Annotated in this window: 23 protein-coding genes; 9 read left to right on the top strand and 14 right to left on the bottom strand. The window is 64.6% G+C overall.

The genetic code is table 11. From position 1 onward, the window contains the following. Nucleotides 1-59: 59 nt before the first annotated feature. The 3 genes from EJ073_RS24430 (at nt 60) to EJ073_RS24440 (ending at nt 2,388) form a co-directional block, all read left to right on the top strand. Complete coding sequence (locus EJ073_RS24430; RefSeq protein WP_126057837.1) at nt 60-647, top strand: 5-formyltetrahydrofolate cyclo-ligase; 588 nt, start codon at nt 60-62, stop codon at nt 645-647. A 77-nt stretch (nt 648-724) separates the two neighbouring features. Then, the gene (locus EJ073_RS24435; RefSeq protein WP_126057838.1) at nt 725-1,549 is read left to right on the top strand and encodes a YmdB family metallophosphoesterase; all 825 of its coding nucleotides are present in this window, start codon (nt 725-727) and stop codon (nt 1,547-1,549) included. 71 nt (nt 1,550-1,620) lie between these two features. Continuing rightward, nucleotides 1,621-2,388, top strand: a complete 768-nt coding sequence (locus tag EJ073_RS24440; protein ID WP_126057839.1) for a TerC family protein — start codon at nt 1,621-1,623, stop codon at nt 2,386-2,388. Nucleotides 2,389-2,439: 51 nt separating this feature from the next. On the opposite strand, the gene EJ073_RS24445 is transcribed toward EJ073_RS24440, so the two are convergent. After that, a complete protein-coding gene (locus EJ073_RS24445) occupies nt 2,440-2,922 on the bottom strand; it encodes an SRPBCC domain-containing protein (RefSeq protein WP_126057840.1) in 483 nt (160 codons plus the stop codon). A 51-nt stretch (nt 2,923-2,973) separates the two neighbouring features. On the opposite strand from EJ073_RS24445, the gene EJ073_RS24450 reads away from it, so the two are divergent. The 3 genes from EJ073_RS24450 to EJ073_RS24460 all read left to right on the top strand — a co-directional run bounded on the left by EJ073_RS24450 (nt 2,974) and on the right by EJ073_RS24460 (nt 4,599). Further along, nucleotides 2,974-3,297: a helix-turn-helix domain-containing protein gene (locus EJ073_RS24450; protein WP_126057841.1), complete on the top strand. Its 324-nt coding sequence runs from the start codon at nt 2,974-2,976 to the stop codon at nt 3,295-3,297. A gap of 213 nt (nt 3,298-3,510) precedes the next feature. Then, complete coding sequence (locus EJ073_RS24455) at nt 3,511-4,260, top strand: YebC/PmpR family DNA-binding transcriptional regulator (RefSeq protein ID WP_126057842.1); 750 nt, start codon at nt 3,511-3,513, stop codon at nt 4,258-4,260. A gap of 30 nt (nt 4,261-4,290) precedes the next feature. Next, nucleotides 4,291-4,599, top strand: coding sequence for a SelT/SelW/SelH family protein (locus EJ073_RS24460; protein ID WP_245455343.1), 309 nt, complete (start codon nt 4,291-4,293; stop codon nt 4,597-4,599). A gap of 30 nt (nt 4,600-4,629) precedes the next feature. Here EJ073_RS24460 and EJ073_RS24465 read toward each other — a convergent pair whose 3' ends face one another. After that, on the bottom strand, nt 4,630-5,106 hold the full coding sequence (locus EJ073_RS24465; protein ID WP_126057844.1) for a DUF1772 domain-containing protein: 477 nt from the start codon (nt 5,104-5,106) through the stop codon (nt 4,630-4,632). Between the two features lies 1 nt (nt 5,107). Next, nucleotides 5,108-5,932 (bottom strand): NAD(P)H-binding protein, encoded by an 825-nt coding sequence (locus EJ073_RS24470; RefSeq protein ID WP_126057845.1) that lies wholly within the window; start codon nt 5,930-5,932, stop codon nt 5,108-5,110. A gap of 111 nt (nt 5,933-6,043) precedes the next feature. On the opposite strand from EJ073_RS24470, the gene EJ073_RS24475 reads away from it, so the two are divergent. Further along, the gene (locus tag EJ073_RS24475) at nt 6,044-6,688 is read left to right on the top strand and encodes a TetR/AcrR family transcriptional regulator (protein WP_126057846.1); all 645 of its coding nucleotides are present in this window, start codon (nt 6,044-6,046) and stop codon (nt 6,686-6,688) included. A 316-nt stretch (nt 6,689-7,004) separates the two neighbouring features. On the opposite strand, the gene rpmE is transcribed toward EJ073_RS24475, so the two are convergent. Next, nucleotides 7,005-7,226 (bottom strand): 50S ribosomal protein L31, encoded by a 222-nt coding sequence (gene rpmE / locus EJ073_RS24480; protein ID WP_126057847.1) that lies wholly within the window; start codon nt 7,224-7,226, stop codon nt 7,005-7,007. A 205-nt stretch (nt 7,227-7,431) separates the two neighbouring features. Here rpmE and EJ073_RS24485 point away from each other — a divergent pair, with 205 nt between their 5' ends. After that, on the top strand, nt 7,432-9,234 hold the full coding sequence (locus tag EJ073_RS24485) for an ABC transporter transmembrane domain-containing protein (RefSeq protein ID WP_126057848.1): 1,803 nt from the start codon (nt 7,432-7,434) through the stop codon (nt 9,232-9,234). A 21-nt stretch (nt 9,235-9,255) separates the two neighbouring features. On the opposite strand, the gene EJ073_RS31745 is transcribed toward EJ073_RS24485, so the two are convergent. Further along, nucleotides 9,256-9,396, bottom strand: a complete 141-nt coding sequence (locus EJ073_RS31745; RefSeq protein WP_189347509.1) for a hypothetical protein — start codon at nt 9,394-9,396, stop codon at nt 9,256-9,258. A gap of 51 nt (nt 9,397-9,447) precedes the next feature. Beyond that, nucleotides 9,448-10,932 (bottom strand): carboxypeptidase M32, encoded by a 1,485-nt coding sequence (locus EJ073_RS24490; protein WP_126057849.1) that lies wholly within the window; start codon nt 10,930-10,932, stop codon nt 9,448-9,450. Between the two features lie 146 nt (nt 10,933-11,078). Here EJ073_RS24490 and EJ073_RS24495 point away from each other — a divergent pair, with 146 nt between their 5' ends. Next, a complete protein-coding gene (locus EJ073_RS24495) occupies nt 11,079-11,432 on the top strand; it encodes a DUF1304 domain-containing protein (RefSeq protein WP_126057850.1) in 354 nt (117 codons plus the stop codon). Nucleotides 11,433-11,494: 62 nt separating this feature from the next. Here the strand turns inward: EJ073_RS24495 and EJ073_RS24500 are convergent, their stop codons facing one another. The 8 genes from EJ073_RS24500 to EJ073_RS24535 all read right to left on the bottom strand — a co-directional run bounded on the left by EJ073_RS24500 (nt 11,495) and on the right by EJ073_RS24535 (nt 18,489). Beyond that, complete coding sequence (locus EJ073_RS24500; RefSeq protein ID WP_127406765.1) at nt 11,495-11,920, bottom strand: hypothetical protein; 426 nt, start codon at nt 11,918-11,920, stop codon at nt 11,495-11,497. A 239-nt stretch (nt 11,921-12,159) separates the two neighbouring features. Then, a complete protein-coding gene (locus tag EJ073_RS24505; protein ID WP_126057852.1) occupies nt 12,160-13,188 on the bottom strand; it encodes a peptidoglycan -binding protein in 1,029 nt (342 codons plus the stop codon). A 1-nt stretch (nt 13,189) separates the two neighbouring features. Continuing rightward, the gene (locus EJ073_RS24510; protein ID WP_126057853.1) at nt 13,190-14,215 is read right to left on the bottom strand and encodes a MotA/TolQ/ExbB proton channel family protein; all 1,026 of its coding nucleotides are present in this window, start codon (nt 14,213-14,215) and stop codon (nt 13,190-13,192) included. Nucleotides 14,216-14,421: 206 nt separating this feature from the next. Next, nucleotides 14,422-15,114, bottom strand: a complete 693-nt coding sequence (locus EJ073_RS24515; protein ID WP_126057854.1) for a hemolysin III family protein — start codon at nt 15,112-15,114, stop codon at nt 14,422-14,424. Between the two features lie 113 nt (nt 15,115-15,227). Then, entirely contained in the window at nt 15,228-16,028 is an 801-nt protein-coding gene (locus tag EJ073_RS24520) for an inositol monophosphatase family protein (RefSeq protein WP_126057855.1), read from the bottom strand. Between the two features lie 24 nt (nt 16,029-16,052). Further along, entirely contained in the window at nt 16,053-16,619 is a 567-nt protein-coding gene (gene efp / locus EJ073_RS24525) for an elongation factor P (protein WP_126057856.1), read from the bottom strand. Between the two features lie 126 nt (nt 16,620-16,745). Continuing rightward, complete coding sequence (locus tag EJ073_RS24530; RefSeq protein ID WP_126057857.1) at nt 16,746-17,840, bottom strand: tetratricopeptide repeat protein; 1,095 nt, start codon at nt 17,838-17,840, stop codon at nt 16,746-16,748. 1 nt (nt 17,841) lies between these two features. Continuing rightward, the gene (locus tag EJ073_RS24535) at nt 17,842-18,489 is read right to left on the bottom strand and encodes a thiamine phosphate synthase (RefSeq protein ID WP_126057858.1); all 648 of its coding nucleotides are present in this window, start codon (nt 18,487-18,489) and stop codon (nt 17,842-17,844) included. Between the last annotated feature and the right edge of the window lie 56 nt (nt 18,490-18,545).

Raw genomic sequence — 18,545 nt, forward strand, 5'->3', positions numbered from 1 at the left:
CGGTAGAAAACGTCGCTCCTGCAACGCCGCCTCGCTGCGGCCTTTTCTAGCGTCCGCACATGACCTCTTCCAAAGACCTGAAAAAACATCTGCGCAAGGAAGCACTGGCCCGCCGCGACGCGCTCGACGAATTCTGGCGGGTGGAGATCGCGCTCGAAATGGCCGAGACGGCGCGCGACCAGATCGCCGTCGAGCATGGGCAGATCGTCTCCGGCTTCTGGCCGATGCGCTCGGAAGTCGACGTGCGGCCGCTGATGTTTGCGCTGCGCGAAAAGGGCGCAAGGCTCTGTCTGCCGGCCATCCTCGACAAGAGCACAATCGTCTTTCGCGAGTTGGTGCGTGGCGCGCCGATGGTCGAAATGGGCTTCGGCACGGTCGGTCCGCATGAGGAGGCGGCGGTGCTCGATCCGTCCGTCATGCTGGTGCCGCTCGCCGCCTTCGACGCGCGCGGCCATCGCATCGGCTATGGCGCCGGCTACTACGACCGTGCGATCGGCAAGCTGGCCGACAAGGGGTTGTCCCCCAGGCTGATCGGCATCGCCTTCGACTGCCAGGAGGTGGCACAGGTCCCCGATGAGAACCACGATGTGATCATCCCGGAAATACTCACCGAGAGCGGGTTGCGCCGGTTCACGCCGGAATTGTAGAAAAGCGTCTGAGAACGCATGATCTTTTGCGGAAAGTCATGCAGCTTTTGCTTGGCGGACTTTCAGCGCGGGATCGTATGAGACTTTTCTTCCTCGGCGACATGGTCGGAAAAACTGGGCGCACGGCGGTGTGGGAACAACTGCCGGGCCTGATCTCGGACTTCAAGCTCGACTTCGTCATCGTCAATGGCGAGAACGCCGCCGGCGGCTTCGGCATCACCGAGGAGATTTTTCGCGAGACGCTCGCCGCCGGCGCCGATGTCGTGACCACCGGCAACCATGTCTGGGACCAGCGCGACGCGCTGGTCTTCGCGCCGCGCGAGGAGCGCTTCCTGCGTCCGTCCAATTTCCCAAAGGGCACGCCGGGGCGCGGCTCCGGCGTCTACATCGCCAGGAACGGCGCGCGCGTGCTGGTCGCCAACATCATGGGGCGCGTCTTCATGCATCCCGAGCTCGACGATCCGTTCCAGGCCGGCGAGCGCGAGCTTGCCGCCTGTCCGCTCGGCGAGCAGGCCGATGCGGTGGTCATCGATTTCCACGCCGAGGCAACGTCGGAAAAGATGTGCTTTGCGCATTTCGTCGATGGCCGCGTCAGCCTCGTCGTCGGCACCCACACGCATCAGCCGACCGCCGACCACCAGATCCTCAATGGCGGCACAGGCTATATGTCGGACGCCGGCATGTGCGGAGATTATGATTCCTCGCTCGGCATGGACAAGGAGGAGCCGCTCAACCGCTTCCTGTCGAAAGTGCCGAAAGGCCGCTTCGAGGCGGCAAACGGTCCGGCGACCTTGTGCGGCGTCGGCGTCGAGATTTCCGACCGGACAGGGCTGGCGGAGAAGATCGCGCCGTTTCGTCGCGGGCCCAGGCTGGAAGAAACCGCGCCGTCCTTCTGGTCGTGACATTGATATGAGCGGCGTCAGTACCTAACTGGCGGCGACACCTGCTTCAGATCGTAGAGGGGACGACCTCCATGCAGCTCATCGAATTCCTGGCGCCGCACTTTGCCTTTGTCTCCGACCCGACCGCCTGGGTCGCGCTGCTGACGCTGGTGGTGCTGGAGGTCGTCCTCGGTATCGACAATCTGATCTTCATCTCGATCCTGACCAACAAATTGCCCGCAGGGCAAAGGGCCCGCGCGCGCCGGCTCGGCATCTCGGCGGCGCTGATCATGCGGCTGGTGCTGCTCGCCACCATCTCGATCATCGTCCAGCTGACGACGCCGGTGTTCACCGCCCTTGGCCACGGCTTCTCCTGGCGCGACCTGATCCTGATAGCCGGCGGCCTGTTCCTGGTATGGAAGGCGACCAAGGAAATCCACCACACGGTCGATCCCGAGGACCACAAGGACACGATGCTCGGCGAGACGCTGCAGATATCGCTCGCCGGCGCCATCTTCCAGATCCTTTTGCTCGACCTCGTGTTCTCGATCGATTCGATCATCACCGCCGTCGGCATGACCGACGAGATCGCCATCATGTACATCGCCGTCATCGTGGCGGTGAGCGTGATGATGCTGGCGGCCGGTCCGCTTGCCGATTTCATCGCCAAGAATCCCAGCATCGTCATGCTGGCGCTCGGCTTCCTGCTGATGATCGGCATGACGCTGATCGCCGACGGCATGGGCTACCATGTGCCCAAGGGCTACATCTACGCGGCGATGGGCTTTTCGGCGCTGGTCGAGGGGCTCAACATGCTGGCGCGGCGGCGCAAGAAGGCAAGGTCCGGCGAAGGGCATTGAGCATGGCAGCCCGCCCGGCGGCGGGCGGTCCCCTTCCCGGCTGCCTCGGGCTTATTTGCTGTCCGAAGTCGGTAGCTCACCACGCATTTCGCTGGGGTAGAACCCTTCACGCAGGTTGATGCCGTACTCGACATAGGCCTTCATGCAGGCGAGCATCTGTGACCAGCCCTCGCAATTGCCATAGGATGATTTGCGGCCGGCCTCATCCTCACGCCATCCGCTTTCGGCGATGGTGACGAAGGTGCCGCCGTCCTCCAGCGGCTCGAAGTTCATCTCGATCGTGGTCTTGTAAGCCGGCACTACGCCGGGGCCGCTGCCATCCCAACGCAGCAAAATGCGCTTGTTGGGAACCACCTCATCGACCTCCACCGGCACGGTCTTCCACCAGGTCACGGTGGTGCCGGCGACCAGTGGGGCGCTGGCGCCGCCAAGGGTGGTGAAATAGCCGCTCAGCTTGCCCGGATTGGCGACTGCGTCGAAGACCTCGGCGACCGGCTTGCCGATGCGACCGGAAACCCTGAATCCAAGAGACATATCCACAGCTCCTTCCTTGCTCGTCTCGACGATATGTTATATAATTATAACATGTCAAGCCGATCGCGAGACGACAATGTTTTCAAGGCGCTGGCGCATCCGCGCCGGCGGGAATTGCTGGATCGGCTGAAGGATGCGCCGCTCACCACAGGCATGCTGTGCGAGGCCTTCCCCGACATGGACCGGTGCACCGTCATGCTGCACCTCAAGGTGCTGGAGGAGGCCGAGCTCGTCGTGGCGAAGCGCGAGGGGCGCGAGCGTTGGAACCATCTCAACGCGCTGCCGATCAAGCAGATCCATGACCGCTGGATCAGCCAGTATGCCGGCCATGCGCTAAGCATCATCGGCCGGCTGAAGTCCGATCTGGAGCACTGAAGGCCGGATCGATCGGATCCGCGCGCGCCCCTTTACCACGCGCGGCTGGACGAATTGAGCCGATTTATCTATAAGCCGGCCATTCCGAGAGAGCGCCGTATGCCTTGCAGGCGTATCAGGGACGTTCTGAAATTTTGAATTCGAGCATTTTGCGAAGAGCAAGGTCACTGCACCTGGCTTCAGGATGCTCTAGCCGAAAACGACAGGGGTGCCATGGCTGGCCATTCACAGTTCAAGAACATCATGCACCGCAAGGGCCGCCAGGACGCGGTGCGGTCGAAAATGTTTTCCAAGCTGGCGCGCGAAATCACCGTCGCCGCCAAGACCGGCACGCCGGACCCGGCGATGAACCCACGGCTGCGCCTTGCCGTGCAGAACGCCAAGGCCGTCTCGATGCCGAAGGACAACATCCAGCGCGCCATCAACAAGGCTTCGGCCGGCGACGGCGAAAACTACGAGGCCGTGCGCTATGAGGGCTACGGCCCGGGCGGCGTGGCGCTGATCGTCGAGGCGCTGACCGACAACCGCAACCGTTCGGCTTCGAACGTGCGCGCCGCCTTCACCAAGGCCGGCGGGGCGCTGGGCGAAACCGGCTCGGTGTCGTTCATGTGGAACCGCGTCGGCGAGATCTATTATCCGGCATCGGCCGGCAACGCCGACAAGGTCATGGAAGCGGCGATCGAAGCCGGCGCGGACGACGTCGAATCGGACGAGGAAGGCCACACCATCTACTGCGCCTTCGAGAATCTCGGCGACGTGTCGAAGGCGCTGGAAGCCTCGCTCGGCGAGGCGGAATCGGTGAAGCCGATCTGGCAGCCGCAGAACAACGTTCCGGTCGACGAGGAACGCGCGCAGTCGCTGATGAAGCTGGTCGCCACGCTCGAGGACGACGACGACGTGCAGAGCGTCTACGCCAATTTCGAGGTCGACGACGAGACCATGGCCAAGCTCAGCGCGGCCTAAGTCCGAAATATGAGCGAAGCTCAACCTGATATGAGCGACAAGCCGCTGCCTACCGTCCGCATCACCTATTGCACGCAGTGCCAGTGGCTGCTCAGAGCCGGCTGGATGGCGCAGGAGCTGCTCTCGACCTTCGGCACCGATCTCGGCGAGGTGACGCTGGTGCCGGGCACCGGCGGCATCTTCAGCATTTCCTGCAATGACACGCTTGTCTGGGAGCGCAAGCGCGACGGCGGCTTTCCGGACGCCGCGAAGCTCAAGCAACTGGTCCGCGACGTCATCGACCCGGAGCGCGATCTCGGCCATGCGGATCGCAAAGGTGATAAAAAAGACCCGGCCTGAGCCGGGTCTTTTGTTTGTGCCTTGCGCTTCTCAAAGCATCGACAGGATGAAACAGGCCATCGACACGATGGCCGTGATGGTGCGGACGTGATTCCACATCACCCATTGGCTCAGATGGTTCGCCCACACGGCGGCGCCGTTGGCGCTCGCCGGGTCGACGGCGGCGAGCGCGTCGTTGAGCGGCACGTTGAAGACCATGGTCACGATCGGGTTGCCGACGAAATAGATCACGGCGCCGGCAAGCAGCCAATACGTGCCCGACTGGGTCCAGCCCAACAGCGCGGCGGCAATCAGCCCCAGGCAGATGAGGCCGGTGCCGAACAGGGCCGTCATGAACGTCGGGGTGATCACCGTGACGTTGATCGAATTCATCGCCGCGATGCCGCTTGGGACGGGCAGCCGGGCAAGCGCCGCCATGACGAAATTGGAAAAGGCGAAGAAAACGCCACCGACGACGCCGGAGCCGATCGCGGCAATGAAGGTGAGGGTGGGAAGAAGTTTCATCATCTCAATTGCTCCAGATGCCGCTGGCGGCGGTTTCGGTTGCATAAGCGGAAAAGTCCTTCGGCTGGCGGCCGAGCGCGCGCTGCACGCCGTCGGCCAGCGTCTCGTTGCGGCCGTCGAGCACCTTCGTGAAGAGCTCGTCGAGCAGCCAGCCGAATTCCGGCGGCAAATTGTGCGCCGCCACAGCCTCGGTGAATTCGGCATGTGAGATCTGCTGGTAACGGATGTCGCGGCCGGCGGCCTTGCCGATCTCGGCGACGGCGTCGGCGAAGCTCAACAGGCGCGGGCCGGTGAGCTCGTAAAGCTGGCCGATATGACCTGGCTCCGTCAGGACGGTTGCGGCGACGTCGGCGATGTCGTCGACTTCGACGAAAGGTTCACCGACATTGCCGACCGGCAAGGCGACCTCGCCCTCGAGGATAGACTCGATCAGGAAGCCCTCGCTGAAATTCTGCGAGAACCAGGCGCAGCGCAGGATGGTCCAGTCGGCGCCGGAGGCCTTCAACATCTCCTCGGCGCGCTGGGCTTCAGGCTCGCCGCGACCGGAGAGCAGCACCAGGCGCTTGACGCCGCGTTCGACGGCAAGCCGGGCAAACGCCTCGACGGTTTCGGCGGCGCCCGGCACGGCGATGTCTGGATAGTAGCTGATGTAGACGGCGCCGACGCCGTCGAGCGCACGGCCCCATGTTTCCTTGTCCAGCCAGTCGAAGGGTGGCGTGCCAGCGCGGGAGCCGATGCGCACAGGAATTTTCCTGGCGATCAGCCGTTCGGCCAGGCGCCGGCCGGTCTTGCCGGTGCCGCCCAGGATCAAAATAGGTTTCGCAGTCATCTCGATCTCCTCGGCTTACAAATATGAGTAATCCTCACATTTGCAAAACGTGATAAACCCTCGTATTTTGTGAGTCAAGCGAGTTGTCGCAGAATCTTTCCGGAGGACTCCATGGAAGGCAGAGGTGCCGCGCCGCATCAGCAGGATGGATCGGTGGCCTCGCCGCGCCGGTCCCCGAGCCAGCAGCGCAGCCGCGAGCGGGTCGAGCGCATGCTTGCCGCCGCCTCGGCGCTGATCGCGGAGCAGGGCAGCGACGCCATGCGCATGGGCGAGGTGGCGGAAAGGGCGGGCGTTTCGATCGGCTCGCTCTACCAGTTCTTCCCCGACAAGCGGGCGATCGTCTGGGCGCTGGCCGAGCGCTACACCGCCGAAAGCCAGGCCTGCATTGCCGCAGCGCTCAAGGATGTCGGCGACGCCGAGGGCTTGCGGCGAGCATTTTCGGAACTGGTGGACGTCTATTACCGTCTGTTCCTGGCTGAACCGGTGATGCGCGACATCTGGTCGGGCACGCAGGCCGACAAGGCACTGCACGCGCTGGAACTCGCCGACAGCCGCGCCAACGCGGAATTCCTGACAGCGGTGCTCAAGCGGCTGCGTCCGAATGCCGATCCGGTGGCGCTTGAGACGACAGCGCTGCTGATCTGGCAGATGGGTGAGGCCGCTATGCGGCTGGCGATCTCCGTTGACCGCAAGGAAGGCGACCGGCTGGTCGCGGCCTACAAGCGCATGGCGTTGCGAGAGCTGGTGGATGGGTAGAGACGAGCCGCCCTTGGCGTTTTTCCTGCCGCGTTGTCGATTGGCGGAATCGGCAATGAGAGCGTCCCCTGTCCCCAGGGAGAGGATGCCGGCAGGCAGCACGGGCCTATGATATTTGACGGCAGCTTTGTCGCGAAAAGTGCGCGGTCACCGAATTCCCGAATTGAATTTCTCAGCCAATTGTCGAGGTCGGCCCCGCCCCTCATCCGCCCGCCGGCACCTTCTCCCCGTATAGTGACGGGGAGAAGGGAGCTCTGGTCAACAAAAAACCCGCCTCGAAGGCGGGTTCTTGATCTGCGACAAGGCAGGAATAGGCTTAAAGGCCGAAACCTTCGAAGCGCTTCTTGAACTTCGACAGGCGGCCGCCGCGGTCGAGCAGGGTCTGCTGGCCGCCGGTCCAGGCCGGGTGCGTGGTCGGGTCGATATCGAGGTTCATCGTATCGCCTTCCTTGCCCCAGGTCGAACGGGTCAGGTATTCGGTGCCGTCGGTCATGACGACCTTGATGGTGTGGTAGTCGGGATGGATATCGGTCTTCATGGTTCTGTTCCTGGCTTACCGGCGCTGCCGACGGGCCCAAGGCCTGCGTCGATGCGCCCCTTTTTAAAACTCGAAGCCGCAGCTATTGAGGAGCCGCGGCTTCTAAAACGGTCGGCGAGCCTATACATCAGCCGGAATTGAATCACAAGGCCGCGGCACGCGCATATTCGAAGCGCATAGCCGAAGGTGGCCAGAGGAAACGGTCATGGCGAACATCAGTGGCGAGGAAGACGGGCGCAGACGCTCGCTCGGCCCTCTGAGACGCCTTTATCCTTACATCTTCCGCTACCGCAAGATGGTCATCGGCGCGATCATATCGCTGGTCGTAGCGGCGGCAACGACGCTGGCCTTGCCAATGGCCGTGCGCCGTATGATCGACCATGGCTTTTCCGCCTCCGATTCCAAATTCATCGCTGAATATTTCGCCATGCTGGTGGTGATGGCCGCATTGCTGGCTGCGGCCTCGGCCAGCCGCTATTATTTCGTCATCACCCTCGGCGAGCGGGTGGTCGCCGACATCCGCCGCGACGTTTTCGCTCATGTTACGACGCTGTCGCCGGCCTTCTTCGACACGGCCCAGTCGGGCGAGATCGTGTCGCGTCTTGCCGCCGACACCACGCAGGTGAAATCGGCGGTCGGCGCCACCGCCTCGGTGGCGCTGCGCAACGTCATCCTCGGTCTCGGTGCGGTGGCGATGATGGTGTTCACCAGCCCGAAACTGTCCGGCCTCGTCATCGCCGCCATCCCGCTCATCGTGCTGCCACTGGTCGCTTTCGGCCGTTCGGTCAGGCGCAAGTCACGGCAGGCGCAGGATACGCTGGCCAACGCCACCGCCTATGCCAGCGAGCAGATCGGCGCGGTGCGCACGCTGCAGGCCTTCACCAACGAGACGCTGGTCACCGGCCGTTTCTCCGCAGCAGTGGAAGCCGCCTTCGAGGCGGCGCGCGGCTCGGTCTTCGCGCGCGCCTTCCTCACCTTCTTCGCCATCTTCATGATTTTTTCCTCGGTGGTGGCGGTGCTGTGGTTCGGCTCGCGCGACGTGCTCTCCGGCACGATGTCGGCAGGCACGCTCGGCCAGTTCCTGCTCTATTCGGTGTTCGCGGCCGGCGCGCTCGGCGCGCTGTCGGAAGTGTGGGGCGAGCTCGCCCAGGCGGCGGGTGCCGCCGAGCGGCTGACCGAGATCCTGGCCGAGAAGCCGGCGATCCAGCCGCCCGCCGATCCGCGGCCATTGCCGGCGAAGGCGAAAGGCGCGATCAGCTTCGACGACGTCTCCTTCTCCTATCCGGCACGGCCGGACCGTGCCGCCGTGCATGGCCTCAGCTTCCAGGTGAAGCCCGGTGAGACGGTGGCCATCGTCGGCCCTTCCGGCGCGGGCAAAAGCACTGTCTTTTCACTGATCCTGCGCTTCTACGACCCCGAGACCGGCCGCATCGTCATCGACGGCATCGATTTGCGCGAGGCCGATCCGGTGGCGATCAGGCAGCGCATCGCCATCGTGCCACAGGACGTCACCATCTTCGCCGCCAGCGCTCGCGACAATATCGGCTTCGGCCGGCCTGGCGCCAGTGATGTTGAGATCGAGGCGGCGGCGAAGGCAGCACTCGCCGACGAATTCATCCTCAAGCTGGACAAGGGCTATGAGAGCCAGGTCGGCGAGCGCGGGGTGACGCTGTCCGGCGGCCAGCGCCAGCGCGTGGCGATAGCCCGCGCCATCCTGCGCGACGCACCGATCCTGTTGCTCGACGAGGCGACCTCGGCGCTCGACGCCGAAAGCGAGACGCTGGTGCAGACGGCGCTTGAGCGCCTCATGCAGGGCCGCACCACGATCGTCATCGCCCACCGGCTGGCGACGGTGCTGAAGGCCGACCGGATTCTCGTCATGGAAGGCGGCCGCATTGTCGAGGAAGGCACGCATCAGAGCCTGGTCGCCAAGGGCGGCATCTATGCGCGGCTGGCCAAGCTGCAGTTCGAGACCGGCGCCAGCGCCTTCAAAGGCGCGGCTGAATAATCGCCTCGGTTTTCATTCAGTTCAGTGCGGCAAGCCGCCGTTCGGGCCGGCGCGGTCCACCATGGTCGGCGTCGGCAGGTCGGTGCCGAGGTCGGCGGCCTTGATCGGAAAGTTCTTGGCGAGATCGTTGGCAGCCAGTGCTTTCAGACTCTTTCCGGCCAAAGTAAAGACTGGTGGCGAATGTTCCGGGTGTCTTGATCCAGAGAAGCGGGCTCAGTTGCCATAGCGCTTGCGCAGATGCTCCGTGAAATACGTTGCATTGAGCTTCTCGCCGGTGGCGCGTTCGAGCAGGTCTGGGGTCGACCAGCGCGACCCCTGCGACCAGATCCTTTCACGCCGCCAGGCGTTGATGGCGCTGAAGTCGCCCCTGGCGAGGTCGTCGTCGGCGGACGGATGCTCACGGGTCAGCGCCGCCCATTGCTGTGCCGCCATCATGGCACCTAGCGTATAGGACGGGAAATAGCCGAAGGCGGCGCCCGGCCAGTGCACATCCTGCATCGGTCCGTCGGCTGGATTGTCCAGGGTCGACAGGCCGAGATAGTTGCGCATCCTGCCGTCCCAGGCCTCGGGCAGGTCGGCAACCTCCAGCCGTCCCGAGACGAGTTCCTGCTCCAGTTCGTAGCGCAGGATGACATGCAGCGGGTAGGTGACCTCGTCGGCATCGACGCGGATCAGGCCGCGCTCGACCCGGTGCACATGCGGCAGGATGTCGTCGATCGACCAGGTCTCGCCGAGATGCTTCTCGACCACCGGCAGGGCCCAGCGCCAGAAGGCCGGATTGCGGCCGACCTGCTTTTCGACGAACAGGCTCTGGCTTTCGTGCACGGCCATGCCGCGCGCCTTGCCAAGCGGCCAGTGCGCCCAGGCCTTCGGTAGGTTCTGCTCGTAAAGCGCATGGCCGGTCTCGTGCAGCACGCCCATCAGCGCCGACAGGAAATCGGTGGTCTTGTAGCGGGTGGTGATGCGCACGTCGCTCGGCACGCCGCCGCAGAAGGGGTGATGCGACACCGACAGCGAGCCATGGGTGAGGTCGAAACCGACCGCCGCCATCATGGCAAGGCCGAGCTCGCGCTGACGCTCGATCGCATAGTTGCCGGAAAGCGGCTTCAGCGGATGCTTCGCCAGCCGCTCCTCCTGCAACGCCAGCGCCTCCGGCACGAAGCCCTTGAGGAAGGCCTTCAGCTCCGCGAAGACCGGCGTGATGTCGACGGCGCGGTTGCCGGGGTCATATTGCTCCATCAGCGCGTCATAGGGATCGAGCCCAAGCGCATCGGCGCGCAAGGCCGCTTCCTCGCGCACCAGGGCGATCACGCCTTCCAGCGCCGGCTGGAAACCCGCCCAGTCGTTTTTGGCGCGCAGGTCGCGCCAGAGCTGCTCGGAGCGCATGCGCGCCGTCGTCTGCCGCTCGACGAACTCGACCGGCAGGCAGGTCATGTTGGTGTATTGCCGGCGCAGTTCCCTGACCGCCGCCTGCTGCTCCTCGTTCAGCGCCTCCTCTTCCGCCGCAGCGATCCAGTCGCCGATCTCCGGCGCCGTCGCCCGGGCATGCAGCATCCCGGCGAGCGCCGACATCGCCTCGGCGCGCTTCTCGCCGCCGCCGACCGCCATATGTGTCGCCTCGTCGGCGCCGAGGATGGCGAGCGCATGTTCCAGCGCTTCGAGCTTGTGGCCGAGGTCGTCGAGTTTCTGAAAGGACATGGCGGTTCCAGTCTGGTCTGCTATCGAATTGGACGGCGCGAAAAGATACCAACGCGCCAGCCTTGGCAACCCCGACGAGGTGCCCGAGCCGCCTTGCGCGGGCAAGCTGCGGCGTGATCAATGTTGGCAACGAAGCGGAGGGGAAAATGATAGGCAACATCCTGGTCGCGCTGGTGGCGCTGATCCACTGCTACATCGTCTATCTGGAGATGGTGCTGTGGGATACGCCGCAGGGCCACAAGGCGTTCAGGCTGACGCCGGATTTCGCCAAGGCGTCCAAGGTGCTGGCCGCTAATCAGGGGCTCTACAACGGGTTTCTCGCCGCCGGGCTGATCTGGGGGCTCTATCTCGGCGCGGCCGGCTTCCAGGTCAGGATGTTCTTCCTGATCTGCGTCGCCATCGCCGGTCTCTATGGAGCGGCGACCGTCGGCAGGAAGATCCTGTTCATCCAGACCGTGCCGGCCGCGCTCGGCATCATCGCGCTCTGGCTGGGCTGGTAAAAAGGACGCCCTTGGGACGGAGTTCCCTCGGGCGCCAGGTGTCCCTTCCTCGGGTCGAGCGATCAGCCGTTGGGATAGTGCCCGCCGTCCGCGCCGTCGCCCATCAGGAAGCCGGCCCCGGTGTCGATGCGAAGCGCCTGGTCAACATCGTCGAGACGGCGCAGCAAATCATGATACTGCGCTGCCGGTATCCTGCCATGATCCGCGGCGGCCGTTTTCGCGGCGGCCTGGCTGATCTGGGCGGCGCGCATGCGCAACGTCTGTGCCTCGGCCGGCGTAATCGCATTCTGCTGCCGCGCATCGGTGATGCCCTGGTCGAGGCCCTGCACCTGCTCGATCAGGCCTGTCACGCGCGGACCGGTGAAATCGGTGGGATCGGGCGCGTCGAGAGCGCCCTTGTGATGTCCGGCAGCGTAAGCGCCGGCGAGCGGGGCCGTGACGAGAATTGCGGCAAGCGTGGCAGTCCTGAGAGAGAATGAAACGCGCATGCGGCGCATCCTTTTGCTGGGGAAGGGAGCGGCCGCGCCGCTCCGCTTTCCGACCTTGTGAGCCGTCGGTTCCGTCGTGCCGCGATGGGAGGCATCGCCGGCGGTTCTCGGCCCTGCGCGGCAAGCTAGGAGCGCCCAGCCGCGAAGTGTAATTAAAAAAAGATAATGTTTTCAGGACTTGCCGGTCACGTATCTGCGCCCTAGCGTTGAGTCTGTGAACAAATTCTCGTGATACGCGATCACCGTTCAGTGAGCTTCAGCTCGATGCGGCGGTTCTTGCTGCGCGCCTCGTCGGTGTCGGCTGGATCGAGTGGCTGGAATTCACCGAAGCCGGCCGCGACCAACCGATTGGCCGGCACGCCGTTCTCGATCAGGAACTTCACCACCGAGGTCGAGCGCGCCGTCGACAGCTCCCAATTGTCGCGATAGCGGCCGGCACCCGAGAGTGGCTTGTTGTCGGTATGGCCGTCGACGCGCAGCACCCAGTTGATCTCCGGCGGGATTTCCTTCTGCAATTCGATGATGGCGTCGGCGAGCTTCTTCATTTCAACCTTACCGGCATCGTTGATCTCTTCGGAGCCGGTCGGGAACAGCACCTCCGACTGGAAGACGAAGCGATCGCCGACGATGCGGATGTTCTCGCGGTCGGCGAGGATCTCACGCAGGCGGCCGAAGAAGTCGGAGCGGTAGCGGTTCAGCTCCTGCACGCGCTGCGCCAGCGCGACATTGAGGCGGCGGCCGAGGTCGGCGATCTTGGTGTTGGAGTCGCGGTCGCGCGCTTCCGAAACGTTGAGCGCGTCCTCGAGCGCACCGATCTGCTTGCGCAGGGCGGCGATCTGCTGGTTCAGGATCTCGACCTGGCTGAGCGCCTGCTGGCTGATCTGGCGCTGGCTGTCGAGCTCGCCGGAGAGGGCGGCGGCGCGCTGGTTGGCGGCGTCGCCGGCGCCGGCGCCTTGCGCCAGCAGTTGTTCGAGCCGGCTCTTTTCCGCCTCCGACGCCGATAGCGAGGCCTGCAGATTGGCGAGAGAATCCTCCCTGTCCTGCGTCGTAGAGCGCTCCAGCGCCAGAAGCTGGGTCAGTTCGTTGATCTGCGAATTGAGCCGGTTGAGCACCGTGTCCTTGCCGGAGATCTCGCGGCCGAGCAGGAACTGCGCCAGCACGAAGACGGTGAGCAGGAACATGATCGCCAGAAGCAGTGTCGATAGCGCGTCGACGAAGCCCGGCCAATAGTCGATGCGGCGATCGGCGCGCCGCCTTGCCAGCGCCACGTCAGTGCACTCCCGGCTTCTTCAGCGCGTCGGCGATCTTTTCCAGCGTGTTGCGCATCGCCTTCTGCTCGTCGGACTGCGCTTCGACCCAGTCGCGCATGATCTGCTGTTCCGAACGCATGTTCTTGACCAGGCCCGAAATACCGTCGGCGAGGTTGGCCATCGCGGTGGCGACGCGCGGATTGGAGCCGCCGCCATTCTCCTGCAGGCTGCGCAGCCTTTCCGACAGCAGGCGGATCTCGTCGGAGGGCTCGGTCCTGGCCGAGTCGGAGACGACGATATCGTGCGACAGATCGGTGACCGAGGACAGCCAGTTTTCCAGCTCGGTGTAGAAGCGGGTCTGGGCACGGCCGGCCTGCAGGTCGAGGAAGCCGAGCACAAGCGAGCCGGAGAGGCCGAACAGCGAGGACGAAAACGCCGTGCCCATGCCTGCGAGCGGCGCGGCAAGCCCTTGCTTCAGCGAATCGAGCACGGCGGCGGCGTCGCCGGTGCCGGGATCGAGCGATTCGATGGTTTCTCGGATCGAGCCGATGGTGTTGAGCAGACCCCAGAAGGTGCCGAGCAGGCCAAGGAACACAAGCAGCCCGACGAGGTAGCGCGAGGTGTCACGGCTTTCGTCGAGGCGAGTGGCGATGGAATCGAGCATCGTGCGCATCGAGCTGGTCGAGAAGGCCACCGTCGACGAGCGGCCGATCATCGCCTTCATTGGCGCGAGCAGCACAGGCTCCGTGGTCTCCGAGCCGGCGCGGAAGGAGTTGACCCAGCGCACCTCGCGAAACAGGCGCCCGACCTGGACGAAGGCCAAGAGGATGCCGACCACCAGCACGCCGATGATCAGGCCGTTGAGGCCGGGATTGGTGACGAAGGCGGTCGAGATCTGGCGGGTGAGGATAGCGGCGATGAATGCAACGATGATCAGGAAGATCACCATGGTGAGCAGGAAGACCTGCGGGCTCGACAATTTGTGCGGATCGTAGATCAGAACGTCGGAGCGCCTGCCCATGCCGAAGGATCTGAGAAAAGCCATCCGAACCCCGTTTCCGATGCCGCGCCGCCGATCAGGTTGACGGCAACTCTAAACGGAATTGTGACCAAATTGAATGGTGGTTGGCAATAATGCCGAGCCAGGGCTCAGAGCCTGTTCCATCCCCGATGGAAATCGGGATGGGACTCTACCTTCTTGTTGGAGCTGTTCTTTTCCGAAAACCGGTTCCCCACTTTCGGGATCACGCTCTAGATCCGGTTTATCACCAGACAGTCGACCATTGCGGCCAGATGCAAGCCGGCGCCGGTGACGACAAAGCCATGCCAGACGGCATTGTGGAAGCGCAGCCCCTTCCAGGCGAAGAAGATGACGCCAAGCGAATAGACGATGCCGCCGGCAACGATCAGCGCGATCGATGTCGTCGGCAAGGTCCGCACCATCGGGCCGACCAGGACAATGCCGCTCCAGCCGATGGCGAGGTAGAAGACAATCGCAAGCCGGTCGAAGCGGCCGGGGAAAAGCACCTTGATGGCGATGCCGATGGCCGCTGCCGTCCAGACCAGCACGATCATCGAGACGGCGAGCGGGGAGCCGTCGAGCTGGGCGAGAAAGGGCGTGTAGGTCGCGGCGATCAACAGATAGATCGCGGCATGGTCGAAGCGGCGCAGAATCCACTTCGCCGGCGACGACACCGGCCAAAGATTATAAGCCAGCGACACCGACAGGACGGTGAGCAGCGAGGCGACATAGAAGGCTGCAGCGACATACTCGCCGGGGCCGGCATGAAAGGCGGCCAGCGCCAGGAAGGCCGAACCCGCCGCGATCGCCAGCACGATGCCCACCGCATGTACGATGCCGTCGGCGATCACTTCGGCACGCGAGTAATGCCAGCGTCCCACGAACGGGATCTCGATCTGGGATTGTGACCTGGTGTCGCTCATGAACGGTCCTGCATGGCCCTCATCTGGGCGTCTGCCGGACAGTATTTCAAGCTTTGGTTGCCGTTTTGCGACTGCGGCGCTTCAGCGCGGCGCCCGTCAACGTGACTTGCCTGTCAACGAGATGGCAGCGGCTTCTTGACGGTCTTCAGCAGCGCGCGCTGGATGATCTCGTTGCCGGCAACGACCGAGCCGTGCTCCAGCATCTCCTGCCCACCCTCGAAATCGGAAGCGAAGCCGCCGGCTTCGCGGATCAGCAGCAGGCCGGCAGCGATGTCCCAGGCCGACAGACCGACCTCCCAGAACCCGTCCATGCGGCCGGCGGCGACATAGGCGAGATCGAGCGAGGCGGAACCGAGACGACGCACGCCCGAGACCTCGGCCATCACATTGCGCAGTTCGATGAGGAAATTGCCGTGCTGGCCACGGCCGAGATGCGGCACGCCGCAGCCGATCACGGCGTCGGTGAGCTTGGTGCGGCCGGCGACGCGCAGCCGGCGGTCGTTCATGAAGGCGCCGCCGCCGCGCTCGGCAGTGTAGAGCTCGTCCATCGCCGGATTGTAGATGACGCCGGCGACGATCTGGCCCTGGCGCTCCAGCGCGATCGAGATGGCGAAGAGCGGGATGCCGTGCAGGAAGTTGGTGGTGCCGTCGAGCGGGTCGACGATCCAGCGGTGCTGGCCATCCTCGCCCTCGATGGCGCCGCGCTCTTCCATCAGGAAGGCGTAGCCGGGTCTTGCCTTCGACAGTTCGGTGAACAGGATGTCCTCGGCCTTGCGGTCGGCCTGGCTGACATAGTCGCCTGGCCCCTTCATCGACACCTGCAGGTTCTGCACTTCGCCGAAGTCGCGCGCCAGCGAACGGCCAGCCTTCATCGCGGCCTGGACCATGACATTGAGGATCGCTGAACGCGCCATCTTGTTTTCCCGCTGTCCCGCGCTCTAGTCGGCGCGGCGGACGTAAGTGATTTCGTTGGTGTCGACGATGATGCGCTCGCCGGCGGCAATGAAGGGCGGCACCAGCACGCGGATGCCGTTCTCCAGCACCGCGGGCTTGTAGGAAGAGGCAGCCGTCTGCCCCTTCACCACCGGGTCGGCCTCGGTGATGGCCAGCGTCACCTGATCGGGCAGCGAAATGCCGATCGGCCGTTCCTCGTAGAGCTGGACCGTCACCATCATGCCGTCCTGCAGGAAGGCGGCGCGATCGCCGACGAAATCCTTCGCCAGTTCGAGCTGCTCGTAGCTTTCGGTGTCCATAAACACCAGCGCATCGCCCTGCTCATAGAGGAAGGAAAAATCCTTCAGATCGAGCCGGATCTGCTCGACGGTCTCGGCCGAGCGAAAACGCTCGTTGAGCTTGGTGCCGTTGATGAGGTTCTTCAGCTCGACCTGGTTGTAGGCGCCGCCCTTGCCGGGCTTGACGGTGTTGGTCTTGACCGCGACCCAAAGTCCGCCATCGTGCTCGATGACGGTGCCGGGACGGATTTCGTTGCCATTGATCTTGGCCATGATGATGCTGGTCCGGAGTGAGGGAGCCGCCGCGACGGCGATTTGGCGCCTCCAAGACCACAAATCGTCCGGAGAGGCAAGGAGGGAGCAGCGCGACGCAGCGCCGCCGCCCTGCGCCTCTTGCCCTCAAGGCAAACGGTTCGCCTTCTGCAGCGCCTGCTTGGTCTGGCCGTCGTCGAGGCCCTGGAGGAAATCATCCATTTCGGGATCGATAAGTCCGGCGCGACGGGCAACGATATACCAGGCGGCCGCGAGGATCAGGTCCGGTTCGGTGCCGATGCCTTCCATGTAGAGCTTGGCGAGGCGATTCTGGGCGGCGACGTTACCGCCCTCGGCCGCCTGTTTCATCCAGCCGAAGCCGGACTTCAGGTCGCGGTCGCCGCCGCGCCCCTCGATCATCCATGTGGCGAGATCGACCTGCGCCGTATCGTAGTTCTGCCTGGCGGCCTGCGCCAGCAGCCGACGCGCCTGGGCATCGTCGCGCGGCTTGCCGCCGGCGCCATTGGCGTAGATCTGCGCCATCGCATATTGCGCGTCGGCCAGTCCGGTGGCGGCGGCGCGCTCGTAATAGGTGGCAGCCTTGGCGATGCCGGCGTCGCCCGGATCCTGCTGGACAAGCAATTGCGCGAAATTGAACTGCGCCAGGCGGTTGCCGGCCTCCGCGGCGGCCTGCATCAGCGCATACGCCGCCTTCTCGTCCTTCTTGACGTAGCGGCCGTCGAGCAGCATCAGCGCGTACTGGAATTGCGATTCCGGCACGCCCTGCTCGGCGGCGAGCGCGTACCATTTCGCGGCCTCCGCGGCGTTGAGCGGTACGCCGAGCCCGCGCGACAGGATCTCCGCCACCAGGGTCTGGGCGGCGGGGTCCCCGTTCTGGGCGCGCACCAAGGCGAGATTGTAGGCGGTCTTGTAGAGGCCACGCTGAAAGGCGCCATAGGCCGAATCCGACGGTTTGGCGCCGAAGCGATCGGGATTAATGGCGTCCGCCGAAGGCAATGGGGCCGTGGTGGCGGGCTGCGGCAGCGGCGTGGCGATCGGCTTATCGACACGCACGCCGGTTGTTGGCGCACCTGCGGCGGGCGCATTTGCAGCCGGCGCGCTTGCGTCCGGTACGCCCGCATCCGGTCGGGGCTGCGGCAGCGGAACGGTCTGCGCCGCCGCCGCCGCCTCGGTCAAAAGGGCCGCGGCCAGAACCGCGAGGGGAAGCAAAGACCGGCGCACGTCAATCCTCGAAGCGCGGCGCGGTCTCGTCGAGCAGCACATTGGCGGCGGCGATCGCCCCCCTGGGGTCGATCCCGTCGGCGAAGACGGCGCTGGACAGCGCCACGAATTCGGCGCCGGTGGCGGCCACCGCCTCGACCGATGCGAGATCGGATCCGGCCATGACGATGCACGGGATCTGGATCATCTCGGCCCACCATTGGCCAAGAGACAGGTTGCGCGGATGCGGCTCCGGCTTGTTGTCGTAACCGAAGCGGCCGAAGAAAATGTAGTCGGGCCGCGCCTCGCCGAGCGCCAGCGCATCGTCGCGGGTCTTGGCGCCACCGACGCCGACCATCATCCTTCCCTGGAAGTGTTCGATGGTCTCGGCGAGCTCCTGGCTGGAGACCTCGACATGGATGCCGTCGGCCTGGACGCGGCCGGCGATGCGGGTATCGCCGGCGATGACGACCGCGATGCCTGCCGCCTGCGCCGTGGGCACGATCCTTTCGGCGAAGGCCTGGAAGGCGACGTCATCCATGCCGTTTTCCGGCAGGATGAGCGAGGCGACGTCACCGCCCTCGAAGGCCGCGGCAATACGCTCGCCCGGCGCGTCTTTCGGCGCGATCAGCACGATACGGCAGCGATTGGGCGGCGTGGCGTCGTTCATTGGTCATCGATCCCGGTTTTCGCCTATGCCGGGCGAAGATGGTTGCATTGCGGCAT

It is taken from the genome of Mesorhizobium sp. M4B.F.Ca.ET.058.02.1.1 (genome assembly GCF_003952505.1).
Taxonomy (GTDB): Bacteria; Pseudomonadota; Alphaproteobacteria; order Rhizobiales; family Rhizobiaceae; genus Mesorhizobium.

Excerpts from the sequence above, each read along its gene's own strand:
- EJ073_RS24430 (WP_126057837.1), top strand. The coding sequence starts at position 60 with ATGACCTCTTCCAAAGACCTGAAAAAACATCTGCGCAAGGAAGCACTG.
- EJ073_RS24435 (WP_126057838.1), top strand. The coding sequence starts at position 725 with ATGAGACTTTTCTTCCTCGGCGACATGGTCGGAAAAACTGGGCGCACG.
- EJ073_RS24440 (WP_126057839.1), top strand. The coding sequence starts at position 1,621 with ATGCAGCTCATCGAATTCCTGGCGCCGCACTTTGCCTTTGTCTCCGAC.
- EJ073_RS24445 (WP_126057840.1), bottom strand. The coding sequence starts at position 2,922 with ATGTCTCTTGGATTCAGGGTTTCCGGTCGCATCGGCAAGCCGGTCGCC.
- EJ073_RS24450 (WP_126057841.1), top strand. The coding sequence starts at position 2,974 with ATGTCAAGCCGATCGCGAGACGACAATGTTTTCAAGGCGCTGGCGCAT.
- EJ073_RS24455 (WP_126057842.1), top strand. The coding sequence starts at position 3,511 with ATGGCTGGCCATTCACAGTTCAAGAACATCATGCACCGCAAGGGCCGC.
- EJ073_RS24460 (WP_245455343.1), top strand. The coding sequence starts at position 4,291 with ATGAGCGACAAGCCGCTGCCTACCGTCCGCATCACCTATTGCACGCAG.
- EJ073_RS24465 (WP_126057844.1), bottom strand. The coding sequence starts at position 5,106 with ATGATGAAACTTCTTCCCACCCTCACCTTCATTGCCGCGATCGGCTCC.
- EJ073_RS24470 (WP_126057845.1), bottom strand. The coding sequence starts at position 5,932 with ATGACTGCGAAACCTATTTTGATCCTGGGCGGCACCGGCAAGACCGGC.
- EJ073_RS24475 (WP_126057846.1), top strand. The coding sequence starts at position 6,044 with ATGGAAGGCAGAGGTGCCGCGCCGCATCAGCAGGATGGATCGGTGGCC.
- rpmE (WP_126057847.1), bottom strand. The coding sequence starts at position 7,226 with ATGAAGACCGATATCCATCCCGACTACCACACCATCAAGGTCGTCATG.
- EJ073_RS24485 (WP_126057848.1), top strand. The coding sequence starts at position 7,432 with ATGGCGAACATCAGTGGCGAGGAAGACGGGCGCAGACGCTCGCTCGGC.
- EJ073_RS24490 (WP_126057849.1), bottom strand. The coding sequence starts at position 10,932 with ATGTCCTTTCAGAAACTCGACGACCTCGGCCACAAGCTCGAAGCGCTG.
- EJ073_RS24495 (WP_126057850.1), top strand. The coding sequence starts at position 11,079 with ATGATAGGCAACATCCTGGTCGCGCTGGTGGCGCTGATCCACTGCTAC.
- EJ073_RS24500 (WP_127406765.1), bottom strand. The coding sequence starts at position 11,920 with ATGCGCGTTTCATTCTCTCTCAGGACTGCCACGCTTGCCGCAATTCTC.
- EJ073_RS24510 (WP_126057853.1), bottom strand. The coding sequence starts at position 14,215 with ATGGCTTTTCTCAGATCCTTCGGCATGGGCAGGCGCTCCGACGTTCTG.
- EJ073_RS24515 (WP_126057854.1), bottom strand. The coding sequence starts at position 15,114 with ATGAGCGACACCAGGTCACAATCCCAGATCGAGATCCCGTTCGTGGGA.
- EJ073_RS24520 (WP_126057855.1), bottom strand. The coding sequence starts at position 16,028 with ATGGCGCGTTCAGCGATCCTCAATGTCATGGTCCAGGCCGCGATGAAG.
- efp (WP_126057856.1), bottom strand. The coding sequence starts at position 16,619 with ATGGCCAAGATCAATGGCAACGAAATCCGTCCCGGCACCGTCATCGAG.
- EJ073_RS24535 (WP_126057858.1), bottom strand. The coding sequence starts at position 18,489 with ATGAACGACGCCACGCCGCCCAATCGCTGCCGTATCGTGCTGATCGCG.